Source organism: Sphingomonas faeni (assembly GCF_030817315.1).
Lineage (GTDB): Bacteria > Pseudomonadota > Alphaproteobacteria > Sphingomonadales > Sphingomonadaceae > Sphingomonas > Sphingomonas faeni_C.
Genome location: NZ_JAUSZF010000001.1, coordinates 1,271,944 through 1,285,114 on the forward strand (window position 1 = coordinate 1,271,944; position 13,171 = coordinate 1,285,114).

At 65.9% G+C, this 13,171-nt stretch carries 14 protein-coding genes; all 14 read left to right on the forward strand.

Going from position 1 to position 13,171, the window contains the following annotated elements:
* Positions 1-2 precede the first annotated feature (2 nt).
* Positions 3-2,588, forward strand: coding sequence for a nitrate reductase (locus QFZ54_RS05890; protein WP_307089288.1), 2,586 nt, complete (start codon positions 3-5; stop codon positions 2,586-2,588).
* The gene (cobA, locus tag QFZ54_RS05895; protein ID WP_307085344.1) at positions 2,578-3,477 is read left to right on the forward strand and encodes a uroporphyrinogen-III C-methyltransferase; all 900 of its coding nucleotides are present in this window, start codon (positions 2,578-2,580) and stop codon (positions 3,475-3,477) included. The genes QFZ54_RS05890 and cobA overlap by 11 nt, the downstream gene beginning before the upstream one ends.
* Positions 3,478-3,537: 60 nt before the next feature.
* Positions 3,538-3,930, forward strand: coding sequence for a barstar family protein (locus tag QFZ54_RS05900; protein WP_307085345.1), 393 nt, complete (start codon positions 3,538-3,540; stop codon positions 3,928-3,930).
* Positions 3,931-3,975: 45 nt separating this feature from the next.
* Positions 3,976-4,488 (forward strand): DUF6438 domain-containing protein, encoded by a 513-nt coding sequence (locus QFZ54_RS05905; protein WP_307085348.1) that lies wholly within the window; start codon positions 3,976-3,978, stop codon positions 4,486-4,488.
* A 138-nt stretch (positions 4,489-4,626) separates the two neighbouring features.
* Complete coding sequence (locus tag QFZ54_RS05910) at positions 4,627-4,917, forward strand: I78 family peptidase inhibitor (RefSeq protein WP_307085349.1); 291 nt, start codon at positions 4,627-4,629, stop codon at positions 4,915-4,917.
* A gap of 4 nt (positions 4,918-4,921) precedes the next feature.
* Positions 4,922-5,314 (forward strand): hypothetical protein, encoded by a 393-nt coding sequence (locus QFZ54_RS05915; protein ID WP_307085350.1) that lies wholly within the window; start codon positions 4,922-4,924, stop codon positions 5,312-5,314.
* A gap of 108 nt (positions 5,315-5,422) precedes the next feature.
* Positions 5,423-6,472, forward strand: a complete 1,050-nt coding sequence (locus QFZ54_RS05920) for an FUSC family protein (protein ID WP_307085351.1) — start codon at positions 5,423-5,425, stop codon at positions 6,470-6,472.
* Positions 6,473-6,594: 122 nt separating this feature from the next.
* On the forward strand, positions 6,595-7,599 hold the full coding sequence (locus QFZ54_RS05925; RefSeq protein ID WP_307085353.1) for a sterol desaturase family protein: 1,005 nt from the start codon (positions 6,595-6,597) through the stop codon (positions 7,597-7,599).
* A 107-nt stretch (positions 7,600-7,706) separates the two neighbouring features.
* Positions 7,707-8,276 carry a hypothetical protein gene (locus QFZ54_RS05930; protein WP_307085355.1) on the forward strand — a complete coding sequence of 190 codons (570 nt, stop codon included), beginning with the start codon at positions 7,707-7,709 and terminating at the stop codon, positions 8,274-8,276.
* 33 nt (positions 8,277-8,309) lie between these two features.
* Positions 8,310-9,317, forward strand: coding sequence for a LysR family transcriptional regulator (locus QFZ54_RS05935; RefSeq protein WP_373458453.1), 1,008 nt, complete (start codon positions 8,310-8,312; stop codon positions 9,315-9,317).
* Between the two features lie 160 nt (positions 9,318-9,477).
* Positions 9,478-10,572, forward strand: coding sequence for a putative urea ABC transporter substrate-binding protein (locus QFZ54_RS05940; RefSeq protein ID WP_307085357.1), 1,095 nt, complete (start codon positions 9,478-9,480; stop codon positions 10,570-10,572).
* A gap of 169 nt (positions 10,573-10,741) precedes the next feature.
* Complete coding sequence (locus tag QFZ54_RS05945) at positions 10,742-11,560, forward strand: ABC transporter permease (protein WP_307085359.1); 819 nt, start codon at positions 10,742-10,744, stop codon at positions 11,558-11,560.
* Positions 11,557-12,363 (forward strand): ABC transporter ATP-binding protein, encoded by an 807-nt coding sequence (locus QFZ54_RS05950; protein ID WP_307085361.1) that lies wholly within the window; start codon positions 11,557-11,559, stop codon positions 12,361-12,363. Before QFZ54_RS05945 ends, QFZ54_RS05950 begins: the two co-directional genes overlap by 4 nt.
* Positions 12,360-13,169 carry an urea amidolyase associated protein UAAP1 gene (locus tag QFZ54_RS05955; RefSeq protein WP_307085363.1) on the forward strand — a complete coding sequence of 270 codons (810 nt, stop codon included), beginning with the start codon at positions 12,360-12,362 and terminating at the stop codon, positions 13,167-13,169. The genes QFZ54_RS05950 and QFZ54_RS05955 overlap by 4 nt, the downstream gene beginning before the upstream one ends.
* The last annotated feature ends 2 nt before the right edge of the window (positions 13,170-13,171 follow it).

Genomic DNA, 13,171 nt, shown 5'->3' on the forward strand with positions numbered 1-13,171 from the left:
ATATCCGCACGACCTGCGCGTACTGCGGTGTCGGGTGCGGCATCATCGCGACTCCTACCGGCGAGCGCTCCGTCACGATCAAGGGCGACCCAGACCACCCCGCCAATACCGGCAAGCTCTGCTCGAAGGGCACCCACCTCGGCGAGACGATCGGGCTCGAAGGCCGCCTCCTCACCCCCATGATCGGCCAGCGCCGCGCATCGTGGGACAAGGCGCTAGACCTCCTCGCCAAACGCTTCCGCGACACGATCGCGCAGCACGGCCCCAACAGCGTCGCCTTCTACGTCTCCGGCCAGTTGCTCACCGAGGATTACTACGTCGCCAACAAGCTGATGAAGGGCTTCATCGGCTCGGCCAACATCGACACCAATTCGCGGCTCTGCATGGCGAGCGCGGTCGCAGGCCACATGCGCGCGTTCGGCGAGGACGTCGTGCCGGCAAGCTACGACGATCTCGACGCCGCCGACCTGATCGTGCTGGTCGGATCGAACACCGCCTGGTGCCACCCGATCGCCTATCAACGCATCCGCGCGCGCTGCGACGCCGGTGCCAAGCTAGTCGTCATCGACCCGCGCCGCACCGAGACCGCGGACGAGGCAGACCTGCACCTCGCGATCCGGCCCGGCACCGACGTCGCGCTGATGAACGGCTTGCTCGCTTGGTGCCGTGACGCGGGGGTGGTCGATCACGACTATCTCGCCGCGCACGTCGCAACGCCCGACGCTTTCTGGGACCAGCTCGGCGAGGGCAGCGACCTTTGGTCCGTCGCCCGTATCTGCGACGTGCCGCCTCAAGACCTCAGGCGCTTCTACGAACTGTTCGCCGCGACGCCGAAGACCGTCACCATGTTCAGCCAAGGCGTGAACCAGTCGCTGTCGGGCACCGATCAGGTCAATGCGATCACCAACCTGCACCTCGCGACCGGGCGGATCGGCAAGCCGGGTGCGGCGCCCTTCTCGATCACCGGCCAGCCCAATGCGATGGGCGGGCGCGAGGTCGGCGGGCTCGCGTCGAGCCTCGCCGCACACATGGATTTCGCGCCCGAGAACGTCGCCCGTGTCGGGCGGTTCTGGGCCGCGCCGACCATGGCGACCAAACCGGGGCTGAAGGCGGTCGACCTGTTCCGCGAGCTCGGCAACGGCCGGATCAAGGCGCTGTGGGTGATGGCGACCAACCCCGCGGTGTCGATGCCCGACGCCGGCCGCGTCCGCGAGGCGCTAGCGGCGTGCCCATTCGTCGTGGTGTCCGACGTGATCGAGACCACCGACACCTCGGTCCACGCGCATGTCCGCCTGCCTGCCGCGGCGTGGGGAGAAAAGGACGGCACCGTCACCAATTCCGACCGTACGATCAGCCGCCAACGCGCGTTCATGGTGCCGCCCGGCGAAGCCAAACCCGATTGGTGGATCGTCACGCAGGTCGCGCGGCGGATGGGGTGGAAGACGGCGTTTTCCTATGACCGCCCGGCCGAGATCTGGCGCGAGCATTGCCGGTTGTCGGCATACGAGAATGACGGCGCGCGACTGTTCACGCTCCCCGGTCACGCGGCCAAGGGCAATGCCGAGTATGACGCGATGACGCCGTTCCGCTGGGGCGGCACGCCGTTTGCCGACGGGCGTTTCTCGACGCCCGACGGCCGCGCGCGGCTGGTGCCGGTCGTGCAGAAGCCGGTCGCCGCACCGCTCGCCAAATGGCCGATGACGCTCAATACCGGCCGCTACCGCGATCAGTGGCACACCATGACCCGCACCGGCCTGTCACCGAAGCTTGCACGCCACCGCGAGGAACCGCTGGTCGAAGTTCACCCCGATGATGCCGAACGGCTCGGGATCGTCGATGGCGGCCTCACGCGCGTGACGACGCCGCAGGGCGACAGCCTGTTCCGCGCAAGCGTCGTCACGGCCCAGCGGGTTGGCGAGCTGTTCGTGCCGATCCACTGGACCGACCGCACCGCGACCGGTGGCCGCACCGGCCTGCTCCCCCGCCCGCTCGCCGATCCGATCTCGGGCCAGCCGGGTTTCAAATCGACCCCCGTGCGGATCGAGCCGGTCGCTACCGAATGGCGCGGCTTCGTCGTCGTGCGTGGCGAACTGGCAACGCGCCCCGATTGCCTGTGGGCAACGCGCGTCGCGGTTCCGGGTGGAACGGCGTGGGACATGGCGGGCAATGGCGACGCCGCCGCACTCGATGCGCTACTGCCCAAAGGCGAGCGGATCGAGGCGATCGACTCTGCCCGCGGGAGCCGCCGGATTGCGATCCTTCAGGGCGGCAGGCTCGCCGCCGTCCTGTTCGTGACGCGTGACGGCACACTCCCGCCCCGCGACTGGCTCGTGGCGCAACTGAGCGAGGCGGTCGCCGCGCCCACCCTGCTCGCAGGCCGAGCACCCGGCATGCAGGTCGACCGTGGTCCGATCGTCTGCGCCTGTTTCGATGTCGGGCTGAAGGCCATCCTCGCCGCGATCGCCGACCAGCATCTCGCCGACGTCCCCGCGATCGGGGCGGCCTTGAAAGCCGGCACCAATTGCGGATCGTGCCGCCCTGCCCTCGCCAAACTCCTCGTCACGCAAGGATCAGCCCATGTCGCATGACTTCTCGCCCGGTTCGGTCTGGCTGGTCGGTGCCGGCCCCGGCGACCCCGACCTGCTGACGCGCAAGGCCGAACGGCTGATCGCGGCGGCCGATATCGTCTTCTACGACGCGCTGGTCGGCGCGGGCGTCCTCGCGCTGATCCCCGAGGCCACCGAAATCGTGAGCGTCGGCAAGCGGTCGGGCCGACATTCGAAGGACCAGCTCTCGATCAACGCCCTGCTCGCCACCGCCGCGCTCGCCGGCAAGCGCGTCGTCCGTCTCAAGGGTGGCGACCCGTCGATCTTCGGCCGCTCGACCGAGGAGATCGACCACCTCGCCGCCCACGGCATCCCGGTACGGATCTGCCCCGGCATCACCGCCGCCAGCGCCGCCGCGGCTTCGGGCGGCGCATCGCTGACGCTACGCGGCCTCGCGCGGAAACTCACCTTCGTGACCGCACACGCTCGCGCCGGCGAAGCGCTCGATCTCGACTGGACCGCGCTCGCCGCCCCCGATGCAACGCTCGCCGTCTATATGGGCCGCGCCGCCGCGGCCGAAGTCTCGCGCAACCTGATCGCCGCCGGCCGCGCGCCCGACACGCCGGTGATGGTCGCGGTCAACGTCTCGCTCCCGACCGAACGCATTCTCCGCGGCCGCCTGTCAGCGCTCGCCTTCCTGGTCGAGACGATCAGCGATGACGATCCGTCGCTGTTGCTCATAGGCGAGGCGATCAAACCATCGCCGGTCGGCGCGGCGGATACGCAGTACAGGGACGTTGCCGCCAGCCGAACAAAGCGTATCGGACGATACGTGATGACTGTCGCCATGCCCCCGAGCGCTGCGGATGCGCTGCTGCCCAGTTGCGCAGATCAATTTGAAGCAATGGTCGACGTCGCGGGGAAGTCTTGATGGTATCCTACAGGCTGAAACAGCGCATTCGAATTCCAACGTGAGCAAGGCTGCCCCCCGATGGTAAAAGCGTTGACGATCATCGGTGCCAATATCCACGACATTCCAAGTTTCTACGCCGAGATAAACCGCGTTTTCATGGCCGACGAGGACTGGAACCTGGCGAACAGCCTCGATGCGTTGAACGACCTGCTGTATGGCGGGTACGGCGCGATCAAGGGGCGAGAGCCGATCCGGCTCGTCTGGCAGGACATGGCAAATAGCGCGTCGACGCTCGGCATGGAGACGACCCGCGATTTCCTCAGAGAAAAGCTGCAACGACCCGATGTTTTCAATATCGGCGTCATCGCACAGCAACTCGACGCACTCGAACGCGGCGTCGGGCAAACCTATTTCGACATCGTCCTCGAAATAATCGCCGATCATCCGAACATCGAGCTTGTGGCCGCGTGACGACATGAGTCTAGGTCAACGACAGTGATATTGAAGGAAGTGACGATGCGGGCGATGCGATCGATGGGATGGATGACGGCAGCGGCGCTTGCGTTGAGCGGATGTGCCACGACCGGGCGTGAGAGTGGGCCGCAAACAGGCGGGACCGCCGCACCACAGATCGATCGCGTGACCTATGCCACGACGCCATGCCACGGAACGTGCCCTGTCTATACCGTTACCATCAGTCTCGACGGCGCTGGCGTCTTCACTGGCGACCGTCACACCGCCGCCATCGGCGAACGCCGCTTTACGGCGACGCAGCAACAGGTCGCCGAGTTCTTCGGCCGGCTCCAGCCTTATCTACCCGTTGGCGAACTGAGGCTGACTGGCCCGGACACCTGCAAGACATATGCGTCCGACCTGCCCTCGGCCGACGTGACGTGGACCGGCCAGAATAGCGCGGGTCACCTGGTGTATGACTATGGTTGCGATCGCGACGCGCACCGCACGCTCGCCGAGGCCTTGCGCAGCGCCCCGCAAGCGCTGCCGATCGCCGCGTTGATCGGAGAGCGTTGACATTTTCAGGCCTGCGCACCGCCGAGGCCATGGGGAACGGATGAACAGTAAACCAAGGCTTTGCGCTATCGGCAACGTCTATCGTTCAGCTTCGGCCTGTTACCCCGCAGGTCGTTCTGACATGACGGAGGTACGACGATGAAGACCAATATGATGGGCACGGTTGCGGTGATGTTGGGACTAATCGGTCTCGGTGCCTGCGCCTCTACGGGTACGATCGCCAGCGCTGAACCGGCGACTTGCAACGTGGAGGCCGCCAAGGCGCTGGTCGGACTGGCGGCGCCCGACGATGCCAGCATTTTGCGTCGGACCGGAAGCACGATACTCAGGCGGATTGCCCCTGGCGACAGCACGACGAAGGACTATCGGCAGGAACGCATCACCGTGACGGTGGCGGAAGGCCGAGTGGTTTCCGCCTATTGTGGTTGAGCGTTTGTCGGCGCTGTCCGAACCGGTAAAGACGACCGTTCTCGCGGTAGCTGTATCGATCCTTGCCGGCTGTACCGCTACCGGCCCGATCGAGGGACCGGTACGCCTGGGCCAGATCGCGTCCGTCGACGGACCGAGGGTGCGCCCCGAGCGTGTCATCGAAGACAGCCGCTGTCCAACCGACGTGCAGTGCGTTTGGGCCGGTCGCTTGGTGGTGCGCGTTACGGTATTGGGCGGCGGATGGGCGCGGCAGCTCGACCTCACGCTCGGCACACCCGTCAATGTTGCCGACGGCAGCTTGACCTTGGTGACGGCGACACCACCCCGGTCGACAGCCGAGCATCATCGGACATCGCCGCCGTACCGCTTCACATTCGCTTTTCAGGGCGGGCGATGACACTGCATAGGTGCGTACATTAGGTCGAAGGAGGACGCGCTGACATTCGAGTTCCAGCCTCGCGCCGTCATCACGGCGAACGCGGACAACCTGCGTCAGACGGTCCGCGTGATCGCCGCGACGGCGGCGGCGTTCGCGGCGTACAAGACGCTTGGCTTGCACGAGGGGTATTGGGCGGTCTTCACGGTGCTGATCGTGATGCAGGCATCGATCGGGGGGACGCTCGGCGCGGCGACGGATCGCCTCCTGGGAACTTTGTTGGGCGCTGTCCTCGGCGGCATCGGCGCCGCACTCGGGCGGACCGACACGGTGGAACTCGGGCTGGTGCTCGTGACAGTCACCGGTATCGCCGCACTGGTCGCGTCGATCCGGCCGCGATTGCGGATCGCGCCGGTGACGGCGGCGATCATGTTGCTCAGCGCTCCACCCGGTGCGCCGGTGGAACTGTTCGTCCGCGATCGGATCATCGAGATCGGCCTTGGCGGTGTGATCGGCGTGCTGGCGGCAATGCTGATCCTGCCGGCACGGTCGCACGGCGTCGTGATCGCACGCACGTTGGCTGTCCTCAGCCATATCGAAGCGATGCTGCGTGCTCAGGCGGATGCGCTGACGGCTGGGCTGGCGCTCCCTTCGTCGCCCCAACATGGTGCGCTCCGGCAGGCGCTGGCCGCGGTCGAGCTTGCGATGAAGGATGCCGACCGGGAACGCGCATCGCGGCTCGCCGATCACGGCATTCCCGCGTCCGTACCGCGCACGCTCTGGCGGATCCGCAACGATCTGGTGCTGAGCGGTCGCGCACTGGACGAACCCCTGCCGCAGGCGGCGTTGGCTGCGCTGGCACGACCGTCCGCGGCGATGCTGACGGCCCATGCGGCACTCGCAGCACGGTGCTCCGCAGCGCTTCGCAACGGCGGGACGGTCGATCGAGGCGATGTCGAGACTTGTTATCGCACGTTCGGCACCGCACTGGATGTGTTCCGCCGAAGTGATGCCGCGGCGACCCTGGATTTCGAAGCATCGGGACGCGTATTCGGCCTCGCCTTTGCCGCCGGACGACTGCACCGCGACCTGCTGGACCTCGCCGGACGCGTCGACGAGATCGCGCCGAAGAAAGGGCCGGTCGCCGACCGGGCGCCGCCGCGCAGCGTCGATCGATAACGTAGCGCCCCCAGGCCCCCAAACCGCCAGCCAAACCACGTCGATATACGTCCGATGACGTATGACGCCCCCGCGCGATCTGGGGCATCTTCCTCGTAGAAACTTGGCATCGCGGGGATACTATGAGCGGAGTTCGCGTCGGCAAGAGAGTGATCGGGGCACAGGCACCCGTCATCGTGGGCTGGGAGAATATCCCGAAAGTACAGGGCGGCCCGGCAAAGCAGTTCTTCTTCACTTGGTTCCAGCCGACGATGCTGTTCGCGCTGATCGCGTTCTGGTTCTACGCGCCCAATTCGATCGCCAAGGCATCGACCGCGATCGGCATCGGTATCGGCTTCAAGGTGCTGCTGCTTGGCCTCGAATGGCTGACGCCGCGGCATGAAAGCTGGCGACTGACGTGGAAGGAACTGACCACCGACCTGTTCTATGTCGGCCTCGGCTACACCGTCCTGCGCATGATCGACGGCTATATCGGCGACGGTGCGATGATCGAGGCGATCCAGCATTCGTTCGACTGGGAGAAGTTCGCCTGGTTCACCGGCCTGCCGCTGCTGGTTCAGGCGCTGATGATCTCGCTCGTGTTCGATTTCGGGCAATATTGGATGCACCGCGGGATGCACAACTGGCATCCGCTGTGGCTGGCGCACGCGCCGCATCACTACATTACCCAGCTCAACATCAACAAGGGCGCGGTCGGTAACCCGGTCGAGCTGTTCCTGATCGGTCTCGGCGTCGGCGGGTTCTTCGATTTCGTGCCGCGCGCCGCGCTGCTCGCCGGGTCCTTCGGGCTGGCGGTCGGGACCTACCAGCACATCAACGTCCGGTTCAATTCGCCGCGCTGGTGGCGCTTCCTGTTCAACACCACCGAGCATCACAGCGTGCATCATTCGCAGGATTACGAGGCGAGCCGGAGCAATTATTCCAACACCTGGGTCATCATCGACCGCGTGTTCGGAACCTGCGTCGACGGCGAAGCCGAATTGCTTGGAATGGAAGGCGGACGCCCCATGTCGGTCCGCGAGACGATGACCTACACCTTCACCGAAGGGTGGAAGTCGATCAAGGAACGGTTCGGTCGGCGGTCGATCGGCTCGATGGCGCCCGCTCCGATGGTGCCGGCAGAATGACCGGAGCCGCTCCGACTGCAGACCGAGCCACGGCATTTGATCCAACGGCACCACGCGCATCTCTGGGATATTCGGTGTATCGGCGCTTTATCGATGGGATCTGGCACGTGGAGGGAAGCCTCCCACTCGCGCCGGGCCAGTCCGTCGACGACGCGTTCGACCGGCTCGAACCACTCTTCCGCCAGACCGGGACAACGCGCGAACGATCAGGTGACACGCTGTCGTTCCGCAAGGAAATCCAGGCCGCACAGGACAAGATGGCGGTGTTCGACGGCGGCGTTCTACGGATCGAAGAGGACGCACCCGGCCTGATGTTGCGATACCGCCTGGCCAGCCGCGCGCTGCTGTTCTGCTTCCTCGCGCCGCTCTTGTTTCTCGCCTTCGCCCAGGCGACGATCGTCCTCGGCAAGTTCGAAAAGGCGAGGACCGAGGCCAAGGGCAAGAAGCCCGAGGTCAAGAAGCCGCCGGTGGTCCTGAACCCGATCGACAAGGCGCTAGGCGCTCCCGAGCCTGACCCACCCAAAAAGAAGGGCAAGAAGGACGAGGACGACAAGAAGCCGTCGCCGACACCGGGCTATGTGTTCGCGGGCATTTTCGCCGCGCTGTATGCCGTCGGCCGCATTCTCGAAGATCGCCGGATCAAGGCGCTGTTCCGAAAGAGCCTGCTGGGCACCTAGCGGATTGGACCCGCTTCGCAACGCGGACGGCGCATGCCGCACGCGTTGCGCCAGAACGACACGCAGCTAAAGGTGCGCCCGGACAATCCGGGAGCCGAGTGTTTGGACGATAACGCGATCCTGCCTGACAAGACCTTCGCGAGCCGGGTCGACTGGAACCTGTTGCGCACCTTCGTCGAGATCGTTCGGGCGGGCGGGATCGGCGCAGCCGCGCGCAAATTGAACAAGCAGCAACCGAGCATCAGCGCCGCGCTGAAACGGCTAGAGGATCAGGTCGGTGTCGAGTTGCTCAAGCGATCTTCGTCCGGCGTCGAGATGACGGCAGCCGGCACGGCGCTTCTCGGGCTGTGCGAGGAGATGCTCGAAGCGGCGCGAATGGTTCCGCATCAGGTCGCGCAGGCCACCAAGCGCGTCGAGGGCATCGTCCGCATCCAGCTTATCTCGGCGGTGACCTCGACCGAATTCGACGAGGCGATCGTCAGCTTCCACCGCCGCAACCCCAACATCCATATCGAAATCCGCGTCTCGCCTTGGCGCGCAGTCCTCAACGCGCTGGAGCAAGGCGATGCCGAGATCGGCGTCGGCTACGACAGCAACCCACGAAGCAGTCTCGTCTACGAACCGCTGTTCGTCGAACGTCAGCAACTCTATTGCGCGCGCAGTCACCCGCTTTTCGGACACCGCGTCGACCGACTGGGCGAACTGAAGGACGAGGGGTTCGTGCTCACCGGCGACGACGAACTCGACACCATCACCCGCCTGCGCCGACGCTATCGTCTCGGCACCAAGGCGACGGGTCACGCCGAGGATATCAACGAGGCGGCACGGCTGATCACCCTGGGCGTCGGCATCGGCTTCCTGCCCGTGCTCGCCGCGGCGGATGCGGTCGCCAAGGGCCGGCTATGGCCGCTGCTCCACGCCGACGCCGAGCCCGCCTACGACATCTTCCTGCTCGCGCGAGCCGATCCGTCACGCGATACCGCAACCCAGTTGTTCCTCGATGAAGTCACCCGACGCCACCGCGCGCAACGTAGGGCATAGATACAGCCTATGCCTTTCATCAGTATTTTACCTCTTCATTGATGATCCCCGGCAGGCCAACGTTACCCAAGGATGATGCCCGCATCCGCTGTTCCCGTTCCCTCACATAAAAGGGCACGGCGGCGCGCTGGCATCATCGGGTGGCTAAGGGGTGTGCTTGATGGTGTCTCGACCGTGGCTGAATGGCGTTGCAGCCGTCGCTGTACTGCTCGCGCTAGGCGGTTGCGGTAGCAAGCCGTCGGGATCGGCGAGCGGCGCCGGCGTCGTGAAGAAGGACTTCGCGATCGGCTGGTCAATCTACACCGGTTGGATGCCCTGGGCCTATGCGCAGCAGTCCGGGATCGTGAAGAAATGGGCCGATAAATACGGCATCCAGATCCGGCTGGTCCAGGTCAACGACTATGTCGAATCCGTCAACCAATACGCCGCGGGCAAGCTCGATGGCGTGGTCTGCACGACGATGGACGCGCTGACCATTCCGGCGGCGGGTGGCAAGGATACCACCGTGCTGCTGATCGGCGATTATTCCGACGGCAATGACGGCGTGGTGCTCAAGAACGGCCGGACGATGGCGGATATCAAGGGGCGCTCGGTCAAGCTCGTCGAACTGTCGGTGTCGCATTTCCTGCTCGCCCGCGGGCTGGAACTGAGCGGCATGAAGCTCGCCGACGTAAAGACGGTGAACACCGGCGACGCCGACATCGTCGGTGCGTTCGCCTCCCCGACCGTGAACGCGGTCGTCACTTGGAACCCTCAGCTTTCCACGATCCGCGCCACACCGGGCGCTACGCAGGTCTTCGACAGCTCGAAGATCCCCAACGAAATTCTCGACACGCTCAACGTCAGCACCGCGACGCTCAAGGCCAACCCGAACCTCGGCAAGGCTCTGGCCGGCATCTGGTATGAGACGATGGCTATCATGACCCGCAACGACGCGGCGGGCCGCGCCGCGCGCGCCACGATGGCCAAGGCTGCGGGCACGACCGAGGCGAGTTTCGACGAACAGCTCAAGACGACGCATCTGTACGCGAAGCCGCAGGACGCGGTTGCCTATGCGGAGAACCCGGACCTGATCACCGTGACCGACCGGGTCCGTCAGTTCAGCTTCGCGCACGGCCTGTTCGGTCCGAGCGCGAAGTCCGTCGATACGATCGGCATCACCTTCGCCGGCGGCAAGACGCTCGGCGATACCAAGAACGTGAAGCTGCGGTTCGACCCGAGCTACATGAAGCTGGCGGCGGACGGGAAGCTGTAGCCTCGCGCTGACAGGACCAACAGGCAACGTCGGAACAGCGTTTCGACGAACGGAGAAGCATGCCCGGGGCATGCGTGAAATCGGGGGATGAAATGAGCGTACTGCCAACACATTCCGCCATGCCGACGCCCGACAGGCGCGCACGACGCGTTGCGCCGGGGCATCAGCGTTGACCCGGCTCGTCGACATTCGCCTCGGACGCGGGGCACGATTGCTGCTCGGCGCGCTGCCGATCGTGGCGCTGCTGTTCGTCTACCTGCTCGCCTCCGAAGCGCGCCACCTCGACAATCCCGCCGACAAGGTTTTGCCGACCTTCGAGGCGATGGCGCAGGCCATTCGCAGCTTCACCACGGATCGCGACCCGTCGACCGATCGCATCATCCTCGTCGCCGACACGCTGGCGAGCCTGTACCGGCTCGGCATCGGCCTCGCCATCGCGACCGCGAGCGCGCTGGTCCTCGGCCTGCTGCTCGGCGTCATGCCGCTCGCGCGCGTCGTGCTCGGCCCAACGGTCGCGGTGATCGCGGTCATTCCACCGGTCGCGGTACTGCCGATCCTGTTCATCGTACTCGGGCTCGACGAAGCCTCGAAGATCGCGCTGATCGCGATCGGCATCGCGCCATTCATGACACGCGATCTGACGAGCTTTGTCGCCAACCTCCCGGTCGAGCAGACCGTCAAGGCGCAGACGCTCGGCGCCAATAGCTGGCAGCTCGCGATCCGCGTCGCGCTGCCCCAGCTGATGCCGCGCCTGATCGAAGCGCTGCGGCTGTCGATGGGGCCCGCCTGGGTGTTCCTGATCGCATCGGAAGCGGTCGCTTCCGATGTCGGGCTCGGCTACCGGATCTTCCTGGTCCGACGCTATTTCGCGATGGACATCATCCTGCCCTACGTCGCCTGGATCTCGCTGCTCGCGATCGCAGCCGACGCGCTGCTGCTGTTCGTCAGCCGCCGCGGCTTCCCCTGGGCACACGGCGGCGGCCGATGACTCCGCTTCTGGAACTCCGCAACATCTGGGTTGAATACGGCGATAAGATCGTGCTCGAACGCGTCTCGCTCGAGATCGCCGAACGCAGCTTCGTCGCGGTGGTCGGCCCCTCGGGTGCCGGCAAAAGCACCTTCCTCCGCCTGATCCTTGGCCAGGAAGCGCCGAGCCGCGGCCAGGTGCTCCTCGACGGCAAGCCGATGCGCCCCGAATGCGGCCCCGATCGCGGCGTCGTGTTCCAGCGCTATTCGGTGTTCCCGCATCTCACCGCACTGCGCAACGTGATGTTCGGGATCGAATGCGCGCAGGCGCCCTTTGCCGCGCGGCTGTTCGGTGCGCAGCGCTGCGCCGCACGCGAAACCGCGGTCGAGATGCTCGCGGCGGTCGGCCTCGAACACAGCCTGGACGTTTATCCGGCACAGATGTCGGGCGGCATGCAACAACGCCTCGCCATCGCCCAGGCGCTGGTCAAGCATCCACGCATCCTGCTGCTCGACGAGCCGTTCGGCGCGCTCGACCCCGGCATCCGCCTCGACATGCACGCGCTCATCACCCGCCTCTGGCAGGAACAGGGGCTCACCATCGTGATGGTGACGCACGACATCGGCGAGGCGTTCAAGCTCGGCACGCGGGTGCTCGCCTTCGACAAGCGTCGCCACGACCCGCACGCGCCGCACCGCTTCGGCGCGACCACCACCTACGACCTGCCGCTCGATCGCAAGACACTGCCACCGCAAGCGCTGGTCGACGCGATCGGCGGCACCGATCTTCCACGGCCCGATCTTCCACGGAGAGACTTCGCATGACGACCACCACCGCCGATCCGTACGGCGCCCGCGATCACGCCCGCGCGATGACGGGCACGCGCGTGGAGGCCATGCCCACCCTCCCCGCCGCCGCCCTCGACGCTCCCGGCGAAACCGTCTGGGAAGAGACGATCGCCCCTGCGGGCTACACGTCGCGCCGGATCGCGCGCGGCACACGACTGCGGCTGATCGACGTCGCCGGCGACGCCTGCGCCTCGATGCTGGTCTTCAACGCCGAGACGCCGACCGAGCGACTGAACGTCGCCGACACGCTGAAGGTGCAGTGGAACGGCTATCTCGGTGCGGGTCGGCTGCTGCTGTCGGACATGGGCCGCGTGATGATGACCATTCTGGAGGACGACGCCGGCACGCACGACGCATTTTGCGGCGCATCGAACGAGGCGTCCAACGCGCGTGCTTACGGCGATGGCAAGAATTACGGCGCGCATCCGAACGCGCGCGATCGTTTCATGCTGGGTGTCGCCAGGCACGGGCTCGGTCGCAAGGACGTCCACCCCTGCATCAACTGGTTCAAGGGCGTCCGGATCGCCGACGACGGCGCCACCCTGCCCGAGACCGGCCCCTTTCCGCCCGGCCGGACGCTCGTCCTGCGCGCGGAAATGGAACTGGTCGTCGTACTCGCCAACTGCCCGCACGTGCTCGACACCCGCGCCGATTTCACGGTCACGTCGCTGCGCGCGACGGCGTGGCGTGGCGAACCGGCCGCCGAGGACGACCCTGTACGCACCGCAACGCCGGAAGGGCTCCGCGCCTTCCTCAACACCGAAGATCTCTACGCGCGCTGAAG